The sequence below is a fragment of the Streptomyces sp. NPDC030222 genome (assembly GCF_055573115.1).
Genome location: NZ_JBVICA010000030.1, coordinates 60902 through 79343, shown reverse-complemented (window position 1 = coordinate 79343; position 18442 = coordinate 60902). Strand labels below are relative to the sequence as shown.

The window sequence follows — 18442 nt, the reverse complement described above, 5'->3', positions numbered from 1 at the left end:
CGCCGGGAGCCCGGGAAGCCCGCTCGAACTCGTACGCAGCGTCCTTGATCTGGCTGCGGACCAGGCGCGGCGAAATGACGGCGGCAACCACGATCAGATCACCGAGTGCGGCCACATCCCCCGCCCCCTGATGCAGTCCCTCCGCACCGAGCTGGTCGGCAGCAGCCCGCACCTTGCCCTCGGCCACCTGCCACATCTCTTCCGGCGCAACGCGCGGCATCGGAATCGGTGTGCTCCACCGCTCTCGGACCCGGGGCAGGGACAGGTCCGGCGCAAGCCGGGCTCCCGGGAACCAGATCGGTGTCTGTTCCGGATTGCGGTCCCCCGGCATCGCCACCGAGTAGCCGGTCACGTTCCCGTCCGGGGCAATCCGCTGCTTCACGCGCAGCCCGGACGACGCCAGTCGAGCGAAGAAGTCGGCCTCACTTGTCGCCGCGGCCGCGGCCGCGCGCACCGTCCGCTGCAAGGTCACGCGGGGCGCCTCGCTCAAGCCGCGGCGCTCGGCCTTCTCCAGCTCGCCGGCCTTCCGCCAGCGTGATGCGGTCTTGTCTCCGTGCTTGAGGCGGCGAAGCCCGAACTGCACCTCGAGGACGCGAGCCGCCGCCTGCATCTTCACGATGTCCTGCCGCAGGTTCGGCTGCCGCCCGTCCTCGCGCACCTTGGTCGCCACGAGGTGAATGTGGTCATCCGCGTGCCGGACAGCCACCCATCGGCATGCCTCGTCATCCCCGTGCTCCGCGATCCCGGATGCGTGCATCATCTCGCGGGCCACCTCGGCCCACTCCTCATCACTGAGGATGCGGTCCTCGGGGGCGTTGCGGACTGCCACGTGGTACACGTGCAGCTTCGGCTTCTTCCCCCGCATCGCGAAGACCGGAGCGTCCAAAAGCAGCGCGAGATCCGAGATCGTCATGTCCGGCGAACGACCCGGGTCGTCGACGTGGGGATCCCACGCAGCCACCATGTGCGGGTCGGTGTGCTCGTCGCGCCGCCCCGGCCCGTACAGGTAGTGCAGCAGACCGTAGGTGTCGCTGCCCTCGTCCAGCTTCTCCGGAATCACCCTCGCTCCTTCCTCTCCCGCATCAGCTGGAGCGTGGCCTCGTCCAGACGCCGGATCGCAGTCAGCAGCGCCTGATGCACCGCGAGCATCTGCGGATCGGTCACCTCGCCGTCGGAGTTCAGTACCCTCGCGATCTGGTTGTAGTTGACCCCGACCCGTTTGAGCTGCTTCCGCGCCTCAATCAGCTCGCCGACAACGGCCTTGGCGTTGACGGGCGTGGGCACGACGATCTCCTCAGCGACGTCCAGGGAGACGCGTCCAATCCAGGACGCCGTCGCCTGACGCTCGCGTTCGGCAGCCGCTTTGACGACCGCATGCTCGTCGTCGTTGTACGACACCTTGATGCGTGTCTCGCGAGCGCCGCCGGCTTCGCGCTCACGCCGCCGCACAGCGGGGCGCTGATGTGTCTCATCCGCTGGTGGCTCTGCCACAACAACCCCTTCCGGTCTCCCCCGGTCCGTGCTCGGACCCATGATCACCGGCCGCCCACCCTAAAGGAGGTGCACCCGGGGATGCCGCTTACTGGGCCCAGTAAGCACTACCTTGCTGCTGGTAGTTACCCCCGCCAGAAGCCCACCGGGTATGACCTGAGCTGAGCTCAAAAAGCCCGTGGCGTACGGTGATTGGTGCTTCAGTGCCGCCGCGGACTGATCAGGGAAAGCAGTAGCATCCGGGCATGGCGAGGACACACGAGATCCTGCGACGGATGGAAGAGATCCAGGCGGCTCGCGCGGAGGCGATCACGCCCTTGGCGGAGCTCCTGGCCCAGCGCGAAGAGCTCCGGCAGCAGCTGGCTGCGCTGGACGAGCCGTACGGCAAGGCCTACGCGGACGCCGAGGCAGCCGGGTGGACCGCGGACGAACTGACGGCCATCGGCGCGGACGAGCCGGTCAAGCGCCCTAAGGGCCGGCCTCGGAAGCGGGCGGCAGCAAGGAAGACCGCTGTCGAGCCGGCGGCTTTGTCGGCGGAGAGCAGTGCGACGACGGTCGCGCTGTCGGCTCAGGAAAACACCGGCGACACGGTGGCGGCGACTGCCGGAAGCCTGTCCGGCTGACGACAGGTAGACGCTGAGGGGCCCGATTCGCTGAGCCCCTTTCGCGTTGTGGCCACGGTCCTGCCTCGGCTTCGAAGCTGAGAATACGACCGGCACAGCGGCCTTGGTCGTCAGCCAGACCTCTCCGCAGCCTGCCGCGGTTGACTCTTAGCGGGCACACGCTCCTGGGTGAGAAGCACCCAGGGCCGGCGCGAAGCGCCGCGCTTCTACTTCTGGAGTCTGAAAGGCTCCGAGTCGCTGCATTCCCTGCCCGCGCTTCTGCGCGGGCACAGCGGTCTGGGGCCGCGCAGCGGCCCCAGACGAGGGCAGCCGCCCCCGTGAGGGGGCGTCCTCGGCCGGCCGCTCCGGCCGGGCAAGGAACGTCGCGAAGCAGAGGGCCCTGCCCGACCGGAAACGCGGCTGGCCACGCTGAGCCGCCCCGTGAGGGGCGTCCTATTCCACGCGCCGGTCCTCCGCAGTGACCGTCACTGCGGAGGACCGGCTGGTGTGGCTTACCCTGGCGGTGTGCCGGACCCGCTTCCCTCGGGTCCGGCACACCTGCTTAGGGGTGCCGGGTCAGTGGGCGAGGCCCGGGAAGGCTCGCCGGTTCCGGCCCTGGTCGATGGTGATGTGTTCCATGTCCACACCGGTCAGGACGTAGCGGCGGAGGGGTTCCCCGGTGGCCCGGTCGGTGTTCCGGAGGTGTCGGGGGTCGAGTTCTTCGACCACGAGAGAGGGGGTGTCGGTGGTGAGGTTCTTCCCGCCGACGATGGCCAGGGGGAGGCGTCCGCTGGTGGTGAAGGGGACGGGTGCGATGCGCCAGACAGTGCCCCGGATGCTGGAGAGGCTGACCTCGCCGTATCCGCGTTCCTCGCGCGGTGTCATCGGCTCGTCGGGGGTGGCGGCCAGTCCTCGGAAGAGTCCCATTCCGCGGCCCTGGTTGACGATCTGTCCGGTGTCGATGGTGAAGTCCCGGGAGAACACGGTGGAGGCGGGGTACCCGGCGGCCTGGACGGCGGTGGTGTAGGTCTGCACGAGGGGGAGAACCTGGGTGCGGATGTGCTCGGCGGCTGCGGGGTCGATGGTGTCGAGTGCAGCGGCGCGGTCCGCCAGGCGCGTGATGATCTGCTGCACGTCGCTCCACGTGGCCTCGGGGAACGGGGCGCGGCGGGCGATTCCCCGGCTGGCCTTGATGGCGAGCAGGGTGTTGAGGAATGGGCGGGTGGCGTCGGTGTATCCGGACTTGCGGCGCTCGGTGCGCGGGTAGATGTGCAGGGCGGTGAACTGCCCGTCTTCGGCGAACGTCGGGTTGGCCGCGTAGTAGGGGCCGTCGGCGTTGCTGAACCGGTACAGGTCGACTTCCCGCCGCAGGTGGGGGTGGCTGAGGTGGCCTTCGAGGGCAGCCCGGATGGTGCCGGTGTCGGGGGTGAGTCCGTGGGCGGTGATGTGGAGGTAGCGGCGCGGGGCGGCGGAGAACACGGGCTGGTTGTTTTGGCCGAGTGCCGTCACGCGGGCGGCGGGTACCGGCTGGGTGGTCGGTTCGGTGCTGATCAGCATGTGGGGGCCTGCGGTGATGACGTGGTGTCCGTCGGTGTGGGTGTCGGTGACGTCGACGATGCCGAGCAGGGGGGCGAACCGCAGTTCGACGGCGGCGGTTGCGGCCCCGTGGCCCAGTTGGTCGAACACCGGGCGGTAGGTGGCGAGCAGGTTGGCCACGTCGGTCGTGAACTGCTGGCGGGTGGTGTTCTCGGCGGGCCGGTCGGTCCATCCGATGGTGTACGGGGTGAGGGAGAGGCGTATGCCGTCCAGGACGTGTCCGAACTCGGCGGCGATGCGGCGGTGCATGGCGGCCAGGTCGGGGGCGGCAGAGGAGTAGCCGACGGTGGAGAGGCGGACCTTTGCGCTGAGTTCGCTGTCCGCCAGGCACAGGAAGTCGTCCAGGTAGGGGTAACTCATGATGTCGTTGTCCAGGTACGGGAAGATCGTTCCCGGACGGTGGGCATCGCGTCCGCGTGCGATGCGCACGCGGCGCTCGTCGGCGACGGTGGCCAGTGCGGACATGAGCGCGTAGAGGCCGGGGCGGGTGAGCTGCCAGACCTCGCGTCCGGCGGCCTGCGAGCAGAACGCGCAGCGGTTCTGGCAGCCGGTGGCGGGGGCGAGGTACTGGAGCCGGGTCAGTGCTTCGGTGGGCAGGTTGCGGAGCTGGTCGGTGAGGCTCTGGGCGTGGTTCATCGGCTGGTCCCTTCGGTGTGGTGGGTGAGGCGGTCGAACGCGGCCAGTACGGCGCGGCCGTGGGGGGAGAGTTCGGCGGGTCCCGCGAACGGTGAGGCGGGGCCGGTGGTGACGCCCTCGACGGTGCCGAGTTCGGCACCGGGCGGGCAGGTGGTGCCTGCGGCGGGGGCGTTGGCGATCAGTACGCGGCCGGTGTCGCTGTCGGCTTCGGCGGGGTGTGCTCCGGGCTGCTCCCACGTCAGGCGGTCGCCGTGCAGGCGGTAGATGCCTGAGCCGTGGAAGTCGTCGGGGACGGTGAGGGTCTGGCGGGCGCGTACCTTCAGGTAGTAGGGGGCGGGGGTGCCTCCTGGGGCGGCTGCCAGGGTGGTCGTGTTGAATTCCTCCGGCGCGGGGAGCCATGTGACGGGGTGGCCGAGCAGCGTCGTGAGGTGGGCGACGACCAGCGGCGGGTATCCGGCAAGCTGCTGGTTGACGCCGGAGACCTCGGTGGTGCCCTGCTTGCGGGCGTTGATCTCGTTGATCACCGGCCCGGCCGGGGTCCAGATCGTGTCGATGCCCCACAGGCCGGTGAGGCGGTGGTTGCGCCATGCCCATTGGCCGATGCGGGTTGCCGCTTCGATGACGTCGGCCACTCCGGCTGACGGCCATGGCTGCGACCAGTCGTTACCGGCGCTCTTTGCGGGTCCGATGCCGACGGCGGCGACACCGATGGCCTTGTGTGAGGGCCTGTCGGCGTAGATCCGTACGCCTCCGTTCCCGTCGGGGAGCGAGAGGACGGTGGTGTTGGAGCTCCAGCCTTCGACGAACGCAGAGACTCGCCAGGGGCCGGGCAGGGCCGCGGCGCGGGGCATGTCGCGCTCGTCGTCGACGAAGACCGTGCCTCGTCCGCCTGCGTCGTGGGCGGACTGGACGACGATGCGGCGGCTGCCGACTTGGTTCCGTATCTGGTTGAGGCTGGGCAGCCGGTGGCGGAAGGTGGTACCCGCAATGATCATGCGGGGCGGCACTCCGGCGCTGTGCAGGATGCGGCCGATCGCGCCCTTGTCCTCGATGCGGTTGCGCACGTCGCTGGACAGTCCGGCCACGGTGCCGCCGGGGCGGGCGAGATCGGACAGGTAAGGGACGGCGTACCAACCGGCGATGACGGCCGGGCGGTCGTAGCGCTGGATGCGGGCGGCGGCCCGGTCTGCGATGACGGCCCACCACGTGTGCTTGCGCTCTCCGGCAGGGCGCTCCCCGGTGCCGTGCTCAGCGGCGATCGCCTCGGTGGGCGCGGCGGGTGCCCACGGCGCGTAGCAGCCCAGCGACAGGGCCGGACGTGCGGCGTGCACGGGGACGGGTGCGGCGTAGGCGACGCGTCCGCCGGTGGTGTGCCGGTCAAAGTCGACCAACGGACGCCCGGCCAGTGCGCGGGTGAGCTCGTGGTGTGCGGTGTGTGCCCTCTCGCTGATGCGCCTCGACGATGAGGTCGGGATGCCATTCAAAGCAATTCTCTCCGATTCTACTACGGTCTTGGGTAGAAAAAACCACTTTCACTAAGGGGCGACCGGCCGTCACCCCTTCCTTCGTCAACCCCCTCTCCCCCTGCTTACGGAACCAGTCTAGCAGATTTCTTCCGATTCTACTACGGTCATTTCGAGGAAAATACCAGACGGCCGTGACGAAGCGCAGTTCGACCACGACGAGACCCGCACCGACGCGGAGCGACCATGGCGGCCTCGGCCACATCGCGGCAGCAGGCGCTCCCCCTCAGCCACTCCCCGGGCGGCGCGGCCGCCTCACGCACCCGCATCCGTGACGGCGGGGGTACGGCGGCCCGCCCGCGACTCCGCCGACGGACGGCGACCGGAGATCAGCCGGGCACCCCTCCCTCCGCAGCCAGCCTTCTTTCCCACCCCGAAGCGCCCGCAGCCGCCAACGCAGCAGGCCACGGAGGATTACGGACCTTGGGCGTGCTTGCACCTGCGCAGCAACACCCCGCCTGTCTCAGGGCGGTTCCCTCCGGTCGGGCAGCGGGGGGCTGTGCCCTCACCGCGACGCCAGTCGAGCACTCGGCCCCCTGTTCTTGCCCCGGGAGGGACCGCTCGGCCACCTTCCGGCCAAGGACTCCCTCGGCCCCGATCTACGGCCCCCGCCACCACGGGGCCGGCAGCCCACAACTTCTCCCCAGCCACATCGCTGCAGGCGAATTCGGCAGGGACCTCCCGCGGCTGACCCATCACCGTAGTAGCATCGGCTGTAATTAAGTCGTGGGGAGAGTCCGATGACCCGGATCCTGGAATGGGACGAGCCAGACCACTGGACGGTGCGGCACGTCGCCGGCCACTACCAAGTGGCCGAGGGGACCGTGACACGTGAATGGGTGCACTGGCCCGAGTGGCCTGCTGCGGTCGAAGGCGCCGGCAAGAGAAGCGCCAGCCGAGGCAGGCCCATGAAGGTCTACCGGCGTATGGAAGTCGCGGCGGCAGTCGAAGCCCACGTCAAAAGCAACCCGGAGTTCGGGCCGCCGGCTCAGCCTCCACGCGAATGGCCACGAAACGACCGGGTCACCCTTGCCGAGACCGCACGCCGACTGGACCGCGACTACGTCGAGGTACGCAACTATCCCCGGCTGTATCCCGCGACTTCCGGCAACCCCTTCCCGGCAGCGGGGCCCGATGGCCTGCGGTCCTGGGGAGAGGTCATCGACTGGCACCGGAACCGGCGAGGGATGGGCAACCGCAGAGGCTCCGCCTCACCGAAAAGGCCACCACAGCACTCGACGGGGACGGACAGATGACCGGCATCGAGCAGACCCCCTTCCACCGGATCAAGATCCGCGTTGCCGCGCTGGTCTTTGACGGCGAGGAAGTGGCACTGATCCGCAGAACGAACGACCGCGGAGTCGATCACTACTCGCTTCCCGGCGGGAACGTGGAGCCGGCGGAGCCTCTGCCGCAGGCCCTGCAGCGAGAACTCGATGAAGAACTGGGCTTGGACCTGACGCGTCTCGAGCAGGAACCCACTTTCACATGGCTCTTGGATGCGATGGTCACTCGACCAGGCTCCACCCCACCCCGCAAGCTCCATTTCGTCTACCGGATCCACCTGCCCCCGGGCATGCGCGACGAGCTGCGGCTCCACGAGGAGGACGACACCCATGGAAAAGGTGTCATTGTCTGGCTCCCATACCGCGAGACCCGCACGTTGAGTCTCTTCCCCCCAGCGCCCATCGCCGACCTCGACAGCCCCACTCATCCAGTCGATGCCGCAACGGCAATGCTCCCCGCTTTGAGCGACACCAACTACCAATGGGTCTGAGCAGCAGCACGCTTGCACTGCTCCACAGCACCCCGGCAGCTTCGCGGAGCGAAGCTCCGCGCCCCCCTGCACCACGAGCGGGACAACCGGTAGCGCGCAGCGCCACCTCCAGGCGCGTAGCGCCTGGAGACCGCTCCACCGGCGACGAACGTTCGCGCTGTCGTCGCGGCGGGCAGCGTTAACCGTTCGCGGTTGAGTTTTCCCAGGTCAAGCCCGGGAGCGTTCGCGTTTTCGGTGGTGCCGTCGGCCAGGCGTTCGCGTTCTGGTCCGGCCGCCGTTCGCGATGTGGCCATGGCGGCGATGCCATCATTCGCGGCTGCGTTCGCGGTCGGCGCGGCGTTCGCGAAGGCCTGCGCGAGTTCGCGCACGGTGGCGTTCGCGCCGTTCGCGAAGGCGGAATCCTCCGGGCCGACCGTGGCGGCGTTCGCGCTCGCGGCCGTCGGGGTGTGCGCAGTGGAAGCGTGCGCGTTCGCGGTCAGATGTTCGTGAATCGGCATCCCCCGGTTGGCATCGCGCACAGTGCGAAGGCCCGTCGCGGTGACGGCGCTCGTCAGTCTTCTTCCAGAGCAGGGTTGAGCCCGCTGGTCCCTTCGGTGCTGATGGAAAGCGCAGCGTGCTCATCCACGGAGCTGGGAGGACCGCTCTCCAAAGTCGAGGGAATCTCACGAACGTGTACCTGCACCTTGCCTGGGCGCTTGAGGTCGGGTCGGACGAGAAGCACCTCTACAAACACCCGGTGACCCACACCAACCTGGCCGGACAGAAGAGACTCCTTCAGCGGCGTGCTCATCGCTGTGTGATAGAGCATGGCGGCGGAGTCCCCAGGGAGCTGCGGGTATCCGTCCAGGGCGAGCAAGATGAAGGCTTTGTCAGGTTTGGGCATCACCACTGTGGCCCACAGGCGTTCCTGCGGCTGGGGACAGCTTTCCAGGGCAACTTCCGCTGTCTGCGGCACAAGGGGCTGTGAGGAAGGTCGCGCCACACGGATACGGCGCTGCTTGGGGTGGACGGAGCTGATCGTGACCTGCAGCTGAGATCCCTGAGCCAAGTCATTGGTGGCCGGGGAATCAACACGGGCCACGCCGCCGTGCTCAAGTTCGACGAAGACCTCACCCTTGCTTGTGATCTTGCTGACCTTGGCAAGGAATGTGGCTCCCGGCTGGTAGATCCTGACCCATTGGTGCCACGGACTGATCTGCCCGTGCCGTCGGGAGAAGTGGGTGCCGTTATCGTCGGTGACGAACCGGCCGTCGACGGTGGAGCCCGGAGGGTACCGCGAAGACATCTGCGCTGGGATGGCCTCGTCCCACGCCAGGTCCTCTGCCCGGAGCTCCCCCGTTCGCTTGGCGTTGGCTGTGTCCCTTACGAACACCGACTCGCCAGACCCCCAGATCACCTCAGCAACGGCCTCTACGACGATGGGGAAGGTCGGCTTCTCTGGAGCGGATAGCAGCCCTTGTCCAGCTCGCGCCTTCCTGGCGTGTCCGCTGTATAAGGCCGCCTGCTGATGCAACCGGGCCCGTTCCGTCGCAGGGGCCAGTTCACGGATGATGGTCTGCAGGAGAGGGAGGGGGATGTCCTTGGAGCCGTTCTTGTAGTCGTACCAGAGCGACCGGCCGGGACCGTATCGGCCCTTTGCCAGGGTTTCGGGTGTCTGCCCCGTCAGGACCATCACCTCGTGCACGAACCATCCCAGCTTCCGGCACTCATCGGGTCCTCGGTACTCCGTGTTCCGCCCCATCAGCCCGCCCATTGTCCACGGACAATCCAATAGTCCGAGGTTAGTCCACTCCTCACGTGCAGCTGCTCCCGTTGCCTACAGACACACCTTTCGCCTACGGGCAGGTTAGGTCTACTCGCTCGGGCTGGCCGGGAGAGTCGACACGGAAGGCCATCAGGATGAAGAGGTTCAAGAAGGACTGGCGTCACATGCGTCGCACGGTTGCCTTTGCACTGGTCCGTGGAGCCGCTACGACGGCCGGGGGTCTGATCATCACCGGGATCGTCGTGTGGGTGCAGCGATCGTGAGATGACGCCATCTGCTATCAAATGTTACTTAGTCCTTGAATGTTGAAAATTGCCCGATAGCTGAGGGGTGAAGGCCCCTCAGCCCCAATTCAAGTGCCGCCTTCGACGACGGGCCCGGCCGCGTCGCCCAAGAAGCAGGCTCGACCGGCTGCCACAGCAGCCCGCAACCACGAGGAGGACTTCCGGAACTGAGAGCGCCCGGTGGGCGCACAAGGTCATGACCGACTGCGGCACCGTTCCCGGCATCACCAGGTTCAGCCGGCGTTCTTGTCTCGCCACTCCTGCAGAGCCTTGGTCACGGTGGAAGCGGAGACGCCAGCGCGGCGAGCGAACTCTGCCTGGGAGGGGGCGGGGTATTCCGCTTCCTGGGCGTGGAGGAAGTCGGCGGCCAGGCGTTCGCGTTCGGCGCGCGCCGTGGCGTGTCGGCCGGCGGACCGTTCGCGAATGCTGCTGAGGTCGGACACGGTGCCTTCGCGGTCTTCATTCGCGCTGCGAACGGCGGGTCCGGTTTCGCGAACGGCAGCGTTCGCGAAACCGCCGGAATCGCGGACTGCCGCGCTGGCGGTGACGGGCTCACGCTCGATCGGGGTGCCGTTCGCGGTCTGGCCGTACTGATGGGGGACCGTGCTCCTGACGAACGTTCGCGCTGTCGCCGCCGCAGGCAGCGATGACCGTTCGCGGTGGAGTTTTCCCAGGTCAGGCCCGGGAGCGTTCGCGTTTTCGGTGGTGCCGTCGGCCAGGCGTTCGCGTTCTGGTCCGGCCGCCGTTCGCGGTGCCGCCATGGCGGCGATGCCATCATTCGCGGCTGCGTTCGCGGTCGGCGCGGCGTTCGCGAAGGCCTGCGCGAGTTCGCGCACGGTGCCGTTCGCGCCGTTCGCGAAGGCGGAATCCTCCGGGCCGGCCGTGGCGGCGATCGCGGTGGCGGCCGGCAAAGTGTGCGCAGTGGAAGCATGCGCGTTCGCGGTCAGATGTTCGTGAATCGGCATCCCGCGGTTGGCATCGCGCAGAGCGCGAAGGTCAGCCGCGGTCGCCTTCCGCTTCCACTGCCTGCCGTACTTCTCGCGGAGCTCGTCGCGCAGGGTGAGCCGGTCGCGTTCCAGGGCGAGCGCTTCGTTGTAGGTGTGGATGCCCCACAGGCGCATGCGCCGCCACATGGCGAATGTCTGGAGGGGGGCGAGGAACCAGCGGGCGATGCCGAGCGGTTCGAAGTTACGCCCGTCGGCAATGCGGGCCCGGCGCGCGATGGCGCGCCGCAGTGCCTCGGTGATGACGACGACCAGGCCGGGCATCGTGGCGTGAGCAGTCGCCTCGATGATGTCGCCCCAGGAGGCGGACCCCTGGCGGGGCCAGCCGCTCGCGGCGTTGAACACGATCGTGGCCACGGTCAGCGTCCAGGCGAACCACCGCAGGATCGGGGCAGGCGTGCGGATAGCGCACAGGAAGAGGTCCGCGGCGATCAGGCCGATGATGCCGACGTCGATGCCGATCGGGAACAGGTAGGCGAACCAGTCCCATCCCCACCCCAGGGCCAGGTCGCGCACCGAGCGGTAGGAACCGGTGAAGCCGATGACAGCAAGAGCGACGGCCGCGACTCCGACGAGGCCGGCGGATGCGAGCAGGCCTCCCCGGATGGGCACCAGGGCTTCGCCGTCTGCCGCGGTACGGCCAGGGGCGGGTATCGGCGTTCGTCGCTCGGCGCCGGGCACCGCGTGCGTGGTCACGGCGGACACTCTGTCTCTCCTTCGGGTGGGGCAAGGGTGATCAGCACGGTACGCCGAATTGCGGGGCTGGTGATGCTGCTGAAGCGTCGGAAAATGCGAAACGCCTCCGTCCAGGGAGTTCCGGAGGAGGCGTCAGTCGAGGGGGCGCGCGGTCACCCTGCCCACACGACATCGAGCACGTACAGGAGTTGGCGTGGACGGTTGATGAAGTAGACGGCGGTGAGGGCTCCGACGCCGGCGGCTCGCAAATCTTCGCCTTCCGGGTCGGTCGGGTCCCACTGTGGCCAACCCCACGGCTGGCGCGCGGCGATGTCCAGGACGTCGCGCACCATCTCCTGCACCTCTGGCTCCAGCGCGTCGACCACCTTGGCCGCGTTCGGGGAGAGTCGGGCGGTCCAGGCCGGGGTCACCGGCGGATCCCGAGGACGTCCTCCAGAGGAATGCCGTCGGAGACGTTCATGTCTCCTGCGAGGAATGCGGCGACGGCTGGAGCTGTGTCGAGGCGGCCGGTCCACGTCCGGATCGTCTGGTGCAGCGGGGTGAGATCGTAGGTCTGCCGGGAGGTCTCCAGTGCGTGGCTCCAGTCCCGTTCGAACGCGGGCAGCCAGGCCCCGGCACGGTCATGGGCGGCGATGCGCTCGCGCAGCTGGGCGGCCGCCGTCGGGGCCGGCGGTGGAGCGGGCTGGTGAACGGGTTGAGCAGTCATCGAACAAGTCCTTCCGGCGTCTGGTTCGAGTGTGGCGGTCTGCGGCAAGCGAGTCGAGAACTGCGGTGCAGGCCGGGCCGACTCCCCTTCGGGGAGGCAGCCCGGCGTCCCCTGCGTTCCGGGCTCATGCTGTCGCGTAGGCACAAGCAGTGCAGGACGGTTCGCCCAAGCAGCACCTGGGAGAGTGTTGGGTCTGCAGAGGAGGATTACGGCAGGCAGTGGAAGCGGAAGGCGACCGCGGCTGACCTTCGCGCTCTGCGCGATGCCAACCGCGGGATGCCGATTCACGAACATCTGACCGCGAACGCGCACGCTTCCACTGCGCACACTTTGCCGGCCGCCACCGCGATCGCCGCCACGGCCGGCCCGGAGGATTCCGCCTTCGCGAACGGCGCGAACGCCACCGTGCGCGAACTCGCGCAGGCCTTCGCGAACGCCGCGCCGACCGCGAACGCAGCCGCGAATGATGGCATCGCCGCCATGGCCACATCGCGAACGGCGGCCGGACCAGAACGCGAACGCCTGGCCGACGACACCACCGAAAACGCGAACGCTCCCGGGCCTGACCTGGGAAAACTCCACCGCGAACGGTCATCGCTGCCTGCGGCGGCGACAGCGCGAACGTTCGTCAGGAGCACGGTCCCCCATCAGTACGGCCAGACCGCGAACGGCACCCCGATCGAGCGTGAGCCCGTCACCGCCAGCGCGGCAGTCCGCGATTCCGGCGGTTTCGCGAACGCTGCCGTTCGCGAAACCGGACCCGCCGTTCGCAGCGCGAATGAAGACCGCGAAGGCACCGTGTCCGACCTCAGCAGCATTCGCGAACGGTCCGCCGGCCGACACGCCACGGCGCGCGCCGAACGCGAACGCCTGGCCGCCGACTTCCTCCACGCCCAGGAAGCGGAATACCCCGCCCCCTCCCAGGCAGCTGGGAACCCGGCGGCGGCCAGCGGGCGGTGATGTCCGTCGGCGGATCCGAGGGAGCAGCCTTACGAGTTGATCTTCGAGACGGTGGAGGCGACCCCGTCGATGCCGTCCTGGATCTGCGGGGCCACGGTGCTGCCCGCGAAGAAGAAGCCGAACAGGACGGCGACCAGGGCGGCGGGCCACTTCAGGTGGCCGCCTCGGATGAGGACGACGAGCGCGATCGCCAGGAGCAGGACGACGGAGAGCGAGAGCTGCATGGCTGCCTCCTTCGCTTCGGTGGGGTGAACGACCGGTGCCGCCCGGGACGGCGTGTCCGGGGCGGTCGGCGAGGGCGGGGGTCTGCGGCGGCCGGGTTCTGTGCGGGAGGGCTACCGGCCGGTCTTCTGCAGTTCGTTGCTGTGGCAGAGCACGGGGCCGATGAGCAGGCCGATGCGGTGCACGGTCCACCGGTTCTCGGTGAGCGGGCCGGGCGGGACCTCGTCGACGATGCGGCCGGTCCGTCCGGCCGCGCGGGGGTCGTCCGCGCAACTGAGGATTTTCACTTCGTCGCCTGCCTGGAACATGTCTGCACTCCTTGTCCTATGGGGTGTCCGGCGGAATCGGCCGCACTTGTTAGTTAGGCCTGTTAGGGGCAACAGGTCTGACCATCGTTGGGCTGGTCTTTCGTGTTGCTACTCGGGGTCGTCGGTGTTCTGCGCGAGGCGCTGCTCGCGGGCCATGCGGTGCTCGTGGTTGCGGGTGTGGCGGGCCTCGCGTTCGGTGCGGGCGGCTGCGTTCTCCCCGGCCTGGTGAGTGCGCTCGCGGTCGCGTTCATGGCGGTCCTCGGCGCGCTGACTGGCCTCGTGGCTGCGGGCACCGGCCTTGTCGGCCGCGCGGACGGTTTCCCGGCCGAGGTCCGCGTACTTGCCTGCGGCGCCGGCCGTCGCCGAGACCGCGCCGGCGACTTGTCCGGCTGCTCCGGCAACGGCACCTACTGCTCCGAACGCGGCGGTGAGGGCGCCGAACGCGGCCTTGGCGGTGCCCCCGCCGGAGGGGGCGCGGCCGCGCTGGTCGGCGGACTGCTGGCCGTTGGCCTTGGCGAACTGGGCGGCGGCTGCGGTCGTTTTGATGTCGGCCTGTCCGGCTTCAAGGAGGCGGCCCTCCAGCCGGGTGCCGCCGGGCAGGGTGACGGCGATCTTGCCGGGCTTGGCCTGGGTGCCGATGGTGGCCAGCATCTGGGCGGTGATGCCGTTCACGGCGAAGAAGCACGAGGTGCCGCGGCCGAGCCGGTTGGTCTTGTGGGCGCGGCCGCAGGTGGCCATGACGGCGGCGCCGGAGGGGATCAGTCGCAGCGCGACGGGCGCGCGGCGCGGTTCGTCGGGGCACATGACCTGGGTGCCGCCGAGCTTGAGCCCCTGGATGCGCAGGGTGACGGGCACGGGCGGGGGTTCCTTTCCGGTGCGGGGGCGTGAAGCGGGGCCGGCACCCGGCCCGCCTGAAGGGGCGGGACGGGTGCCGGCCCGGTCGGTGCGGGCGGCGGGGTCAGTCCTCGCGCCACTGGCCCTGGACGGTGCCGTGGAAGGTGCCGGTGCGGGGGGCGCGCTGCTTGGAACCGCTGCGGGAGGCCAGGACGTAGAGCACGCCCAGGCCGAGGGCGACGGCGCCGACGACCTTGGCGGCGGTGACGATCGCGGCCCACACTCCGGCCGCGGCCGCGGTGAGGCCGGCGCCGATGGCGGGGCCGTAGGCGGTGGCGGCGAACCCGGCCGCGCCGAGGGCGGCGGTTGCGGCGTACGCCTTCAGGGCGCGGGCGGAATAGGCCCAGGAGGGGATCCGGCCGGGCTGGGGGAGTGTGGCGTCGGGCAGGGCGGCCGGCGGTTCTGCTGCCTCCGGTACGGGCTCGAACCGGCGGGTGACGGTGCCGTCCGGCGCGGTGGTCTCCAGGAGGCGGAATCCGGGCGGAATCGAGGGCGCGGGGGCCGGGATGGAGGCCTGTGGGGTGCGGGCGGCGGCCTCGGCCAGCAGGACCTCCAGGGAAGGCGGAACCGGGGTGGTGAAGGTGTCGGCGCCAGTGAGGTCCGGGGTGCCGGTCATGACGTGCGTTCTCCTCGCGTGATCGTTTTAGGGTGGTTTGCGGGGGAGGGCAGCCCCCTGGGCGGGATGAGAAACCGCAGGTCACAGGGGGTGACACCCCCCTGGGCAGCGGCGGCCGACCCCTGGGCGGCGCCCGGGGGTTCCGGGTGTCCGCCTTAGGGGTGCCATGGGTTCTGACCTGCGGTTCTGCTGGGCGCCCAGGGGGCTGCCCGGGGGGTTATTTCGGGGCAATCCGGATGGCGGTGAGTGCGGCCTCGACGTCGGCCCGCATGTACGCGGACGCCTTGTCGGGGGTGCCGTCGGCGTTCTTGCCGAAGCGGATGCCGGGCTTCGGCTTGAGCGTGAGGCCGGTGCCGTCGAGTTCCCTGGCGAGGTCGGCGGCGAGCTCGGTGCCGATCCGGGTTTCGTACTGGGCCTGCTCCTCGCCCTCGTTGCGGCCCCAGCGGTCCGGGTCCTGGCTGGCGAGGTAGGCGCGGACGTCGGCGGCCTTGACCTTGTCGGCCGGGGTGCCGGCGGCGTCCACGGGGAACGCGTCGAGGATCTGCTCGGCGAGCGGCCGCTCGGCGGTGCCGGGCCTGCCCGGGCGGCCCGAACCGGTCGGGCCGCCGCCGACGGACGACAGGCCGGTGACCGCCAGGAGCCGGTCCTCGATCGGGTCGGGGAACTGGCCCGGTGCCCGGCCGCACTTCTCGCGCAGTGCACGCCCAGCCCCGATCGCGTGGGCGGCTCCGTCGTAGTGCTCGTCCTCCACGAAGCAGGAACGGATGAGCTCCCCCGCGCTGCCGTCGATGTCGACGATGGCGGCACCGACGTCCTTCTCGCGGATGTCGTGGGCGCGCAGCCCGGCGCCGGTCGCGCCGTCCGACAAAATCGCGTTGGTCTGCGTCGCCGATTTCGTGCGGGTGGCGATCCGGGCGGAGGCGTTGGAGCGGTACCCGCGCGGAATCGTGTTCGCGTCGGGGTCCTGCGTCGAGGCCAGAATCGTCATGTTGAGCGCGGCGACGAACGCGGCCGCCTCTTCCAGGAGTTCGGCGATCCGGTCGCACGCCTTGAACGTCCGCTTGCCCTCCGGGTCGGAGAGGTCGGGAACGCGGACGGTGCTGGCCGCGTACTGCTTGTACTCGTCGATGACCAGGATTTCCAGGGGAAACTGGTCAAGGTCCGCCTCGCTCATCTTGGCGCGGGCCTGCTCCTCCAGCCATTCCTCGCGCCGGTACGCCTCGGCGAGGAACGACTCCAGCAGCGCGATGAGCCGGGCGGGGCGGCGGCCGAAGAAGGTCGCGCAGATCTTCGCGTAGCCGCGGTGCTCACCGGGCTTGGCGCCGGCCACGAGCCGCACGTTCACGCGGGGGTCGAGGCCGAGGCCGATCAGGATGTTCCGCAGGATCATGCCCTTGCCCGCACGGCTGGTGCCGCCGAGCAGCGCCATGACGTGGCGGAGCCTGAGGTGGACCGGCTCGCCGCGCCGGTTGTAGCCGATCAGAACGCCGCGGTTCCACACGTCCTGCTGTTCGGGCTGTTCGGCGACCGGCGAGGAGAACGGCTCGCCGAACGGGTCGCGGGAGGCCATCCACACGGTGACCTGGCCGGGGTGGCCGTCCTCGCGCAGGTCGATCCATTCGGGCCGGATCCGGAACGCCTGGGCCAGCTTGCTCTTGGCCGCTTCCAGCTTCTCCAGGTCGCACTCGTCGGGGAGTTCGACGGTCAGCTCCACTGCGTTGACCGCGACGGCCCGCGGCAGGCCAACGAGCTGGATCTGCGAGTCCTCCTTGATCAGGCCCATGCGCTTCAGGGCGCTCTCCAGGGCGTCCTTGCCCAGGGGAGCGTCGGCCGCCTGGTGGACGGGCTCAACGTGGACCAGCGGGGTCAGATCGGGGTTGCGGCGGGCGTGCTCGCGGTTGCCGTAGCCGGCGAGCACGGCCATGGCCGGCAGCAGCACCGCCCCGGCCATCAGCAGGCCCCACACCTGGGCGATGGCGACGACCAGGGCGACGTAGGACGTGGTGGCAGCGGCGCCCAGGACCGGCAGGGCCTCACGGCGCCGCTGAGAGCCGACCTCCTTCTTTTCCTGCTTCAGCGCCCGGACCCAGTCGTTGCCGGAGGCCTCGCCAACCTTCCGGCCGCGGGCGGCCTTGGCTTTGGCGATGTCGTCGGCGTAGGAGTCAGCGGCGGTGAAGTGGCCCCAGACATTCGTCGTGGCGTACCGGACGCCGTACCACCATGCCTTGGCCAGTCGGCCGAGGTAGAGGTGGGAGTGCTTGGAGTGGTGGGCGGCGGCGTGCTCGACGGCGGCCCAGCGTGCTGCGCGGGCCTGCGGGGAGAGCAGCAGCTCAGGCACCCAGTCGCGCAGCACGGTGCGGTCCCGGCGGCCTTTGCCCGGGGTGTCCTCGCTGATCTGCTCCACGATCAGCTCCGGCTCGTCGCCGGAATCGGTGTGCGGGCAGTCGGGGTGCCAGTGCGCCTGTCCGGGCAGGCGGATGCTGCCGGTGGTGGCGTCGGCGTAGCCGGCCGGGGTGCCGCGCACGGTCTCGCGGGCCTCGGCGGCGAGGCGGTCGAGTTCCTCGGGCGGCATGAAGTCGGACAGGTTCAAGGGCGCGTCGTCGTCGGGCCGGGAGGGGTCAGGGACGTGATCCGACATGATGGGTGGGTCCTTCCGTCAAGGGCGGGAGACATAGGAGCCCGGCCGGGTCGCGTCCCGGCCGGGCTCCGCCGCGTTCAGGGATGTGCGCGTGGAGGGTGGGGCTAGTCCTTCTTGGCTGCGGCGGCGGCCTTGGCCGTGGCCTTCTTGCGCTTCCTCTTGGCGGCCGCGGTCTTCGTGGCGGAGGCCATGCCCTTGAGCAGGGCGGGCAGGAACAGCAGGACGAAGAAGAGGGCGCCGGCCCCGATGGCGGTGGCAGCGGCGCTCCAGCCGCGCAGGGCGGGGAAGGTGATCGCCACGTAGACGGTGGCGGGGGCCGCGACCACCAGGGTGCGGGGGATCCTCGTGCCGGTGTCGGGGGCGCTCACTGTCCGGCCTCCTTCACGTACCCCTCGGCGGCGGGCGGCTCGGCCAGGCCGCCGCAGGTCGGGCAGTCGGCCAGCGGGCGGCCCCGCACCGCGTACCTCAGCTGGGTGATCCACGGCTCGGGCAGGGTGATGACCGCCCCGGCAGCCAGGAGGCCGACGACGATCGCGCCGCTCAGGGCGGCGGTGCTGCTGGTGTCGTACGGGAGCGTGTAGCCGTGGTGCCAGGCGTAGGCGCCGGCACCGGTCGCGGCCCACAGCGCGAGCAGGACGTGGGCGGACTGGACGGCGAAGGCGGCGGCGGTACGGGCGCCTCGGGTGACGCGCTGCTTCATGTGCGGTCCTTCCGGGTGTCGGGG

Annotated in this window: 20 protein-coding genes; 5 read left to right on the top strand and 15 right to left on the bottom strand. The window is 69.8% G+C overall.

From position 1 onward, the window contains the following. Both ACZ4Z5_RS31015 and mobC read right to left on the bottom strand, forming a co-directional pair. A partial coding sequence (locus ACZ4Z5_RS31015; RefSeq protein ID WP_468269170.1) for a relaxase/mobilization nuclease domain-containing protein occupies positions 1–1060 on the bottom strand: 1060 nt, incomplete at its 3' end. Continuing rightward, complete coding sequence (mobC, locus tag ACZ4Z5_RS31010; RefSeq protein WP_468269168.1) at positions 1057–1491, bottom strand: plasmid mobilization relaxosome protein MobC; 435 nt, start codon at positions 1489–1491, stop codon at positions 1057–1059. The genes mobC and ACZ4Z5_RS31015, both read right to left, overlap by 4 nt. Before the next feature lie 245 nt (positions 1492–1736). Here mobC and ACZ4Z5_RS31005 point away from each other — a divergent pair, with 245 nt between their 5' ends. After that, on the top strand, positions 1737–2114 hold the full coding sequence (locus tag ACZ4Z5_RS31005; protein WP_468269166.1) for a hypothetical protein: 378 nt from the start codon (positions 1737–1739) through the stop codon (positions 2112–2114). 555 nt (positions 2115–2669) lie between these two features. Here the strand turns inward: ACZ4Z5_RS31005 and ACZ4Z5_RS31000 are convergent. Together ACZ4Z5_RS31000 and ACZ4Z5_RS30995 are read right to left on the bottom strand one after the other, a co-directional pair. Then, a complete protein-coding gene (locus ACZ4Z5_RS31000; RefSeq protein ID WP_468269164.1) occupies positions 2670–4325 on the bottom strand; it encodes a hypothetical protein in 1656 nt (551 codons plus the stop codon). Further along, a complete protein-coding gene (locus ACZ4Z5_RS30995) occupies positions 4322–5716 on the bottom strand; it encodes a hypothetical protein (RefSeq protein ID WP_468269162.1) in 1395 nt (464 codons plus the stop codon). Before ACZ4Z5_RS30995 ends, ACZ4Z5_RS31000 begins: the two co-directional genes overlap by 4 nt. An 872-nt stretch (positions 5717–6588) precedes the next feature. Here ACZ4Z5_RS30995 and ACZ4Z5_RS30990 point away from each other — a divergent pair. The 3 genes from ACZ4Z5_RS30990 (at position 6589) to ACZ4Z5_RS30980 (ending at position 8114) form a co-directional block, all read left to right on the top strand. Next, entirely contained in the window at positions 6589–7104 is a 516-nt protein-coding gene (locus tag ACZ4Z5_RS30990; RefSeq protein ID WP_468269160.1) for a hypothetical protein, read from the top strand. Next, a complete protein-coding gene (locus ACZ4Z5_RS30985; protein ID WP_468269158.1) occupies positions 7101–7625 on the top strand; it encodes an NUDIX hydrolase in 525 nt (174 codons plus the stop codon). The genes ACZ4Z5_RS30990 and ACZ4Z5_RS30985 overlap by 4 nt, the downstream gene beginning before the upstream one ends. A 291-nt stretch (positions 7626–7916) precedes the next feature. Then, entirely contained in the window at positions 7917–8114 is a 198-nt protein-coding gene (locus ACZ4Z5_RS30980; RefSeq protein ID WP_468269156.1) for a hypothetical protein, read from the top strand. A 61-nt stretch (positions 8115–8175) separates the two neighbouring features. On the opposite strand, the gene ACZ4Z5_RS30975 is transcribed toward ACZ4Z5_RS30980, so the two are convergent. The 4 genes from ACZ4Z5_RS30975 to ACZ4Z5_RS30960 all read right to left on the bottom strand — a co-directional run bounded on the left by ACZ4Z5_RS30975 (position 8176) and on the right by ACZ4Z5_RS30960 (position 12080). Next, positions 8176–9309, bottom strand: a complete 1134-nt coding sequence (locus tag ACZ4Z5_RS30975) for a hypothetical protein (protein ID WP_468269154.1) — start codon at positions 9307–9309, stop codon at positions 8176–8178. Between the two features lie 598 nt (positions 9310–9907). Beyond that, entirely contained in the window at positions 9908–11383 is a 1476-nt protein-coding gene (locus ACZ4Z5_RS30970) for a DUF2637 domain-containing protein (RefSeq protein ID WP_468269152.1), read from the bottom strand. Between the two features lie 143 nt (positions 11384–11526). Further along, complete coding sequence (locus tag ACZ4Z5_RS30965) at positions 11527–11784, bottom strand: hypothetical protein (protein WP_468269150.1); 258 nt, start codon at positions 11782–11784, stop codon at positions 11527–11529. Beyond that, positions 11781–12080 (bottom strand): DUF6247 family protein, encoded by a 300-nt coding sequence (locus ACZ4Z5_RS30960; RefSeq protein ID WP_468269148.1) that lies wholly within the window; start codon positions 12078–12080, stop codon positions 11781–11783. Before ACZ4Z5_RS30960 ends, ACZ4Z5_RS30965 begins: the two co-directional genes overlap by 4 nt. A gap of 276 nt (positions 12081–12356) precedes the next feature. On the opposite strand from ACZ4Z5_RS30960, the gene ACZ4Z5_RS30955 reads away from it, so the two are divergent. Further along, positions 12357–13040: a hypothetical protein gene (locus ACZ4Z5_RS30955; protein ID WP_468269147.1), complete on the top strand. Its 684-nt coding sequence runs from the start codon at positions 12357–12359 to the stop codon at positions 13038–13040. 29 nt (positions 13041–13069) lie between these two features. On the opposite strand, the gene ACZ4Z5_RS30950 is transcribed toward ACZ4Z5_RS30955, so the two are convergent. From ACZ4Z5_RS30950 to ACZ4Z5_RS30920, 7 genes are all read right to left on the bottom strand, one after another. After that, on the bottom strand, positions 13070–13264 hold the full coding sequence (locus ACZ4Z5_RS30950) for a hypothetical protein (RefSeq protein ID WP_468269145.1): 195 nt from the start codon (positions 13262–13264) through the stop codon (positions 13070–13072). 111 nt (positions 13265–13375) lie between these two features. Continuing rightward, entirely contained in the window at positions 13376–13570 is a 195-nt protein-coding gene (locus ACZ4Z5_RS30945; RefSeq protein WP_468269143.1) for a hypothetical protein, read from the bottom strand. Between the two features lie 108 nt (positions 13571–13678). After that, complete coding sequence (locus tag ACZ4Z5_RS30940; protein ID WP_468269141.1) at positions 13679–14425, bottom strand: hypothetical protein; 747 nt, start codon at positions 14423–14425, stop codon at positions 13679–13681. A gap of 103 nt (positions 14426–14528) precedes the next feature. After that, entirely contained in the window at positions 14529–15080 is a 552-nt protein-coding gene (locus ACZ4Z5_RS30935; RefSeq protein WP_468269139.1) for a hypothetical protein, read from the bottom strand. A gap of 217 nt (positions 15081–15297) precedes the next feature. After that, positions 15298–17718: a hypothetical protein gene (locus ACZ4Z5_RS30930; protein WP_468269137.1), complete on the bottom strand. Its 2421-nt coding sequence runs from the start codon at positions 17716–17718 to the stop codon at positions 15298–15300. A gap of 104 nt (positions 17719–17822) precedes the next feature. Next, positions 17823–18086: a hypothetical protein gene (locus tag ACZ4Z5_RS30925; RefSeq protein ID WP_468269135.1), complete on the bottom strand. Its 264-nt coding sequence runs from the start codon at positions 18084–18086 to the stop codon at positions 17823–17825. Then, a complete protein-coding gene (locus tag ACZ4Z5_RS30920; protein ID WP_468269133.1) occupies positions 18083–18418 on the bottom strand; it encodes a hypothetical protein in 336 nt (111 codons plus the stop codon). Before ACZ4Z5_RS30920 ends, ACZ4Z5_RS30925 begins: the two co-directional genes overlap by 4 nt. Positions 18419–18442: the final 24 nt, after the last annotated feature.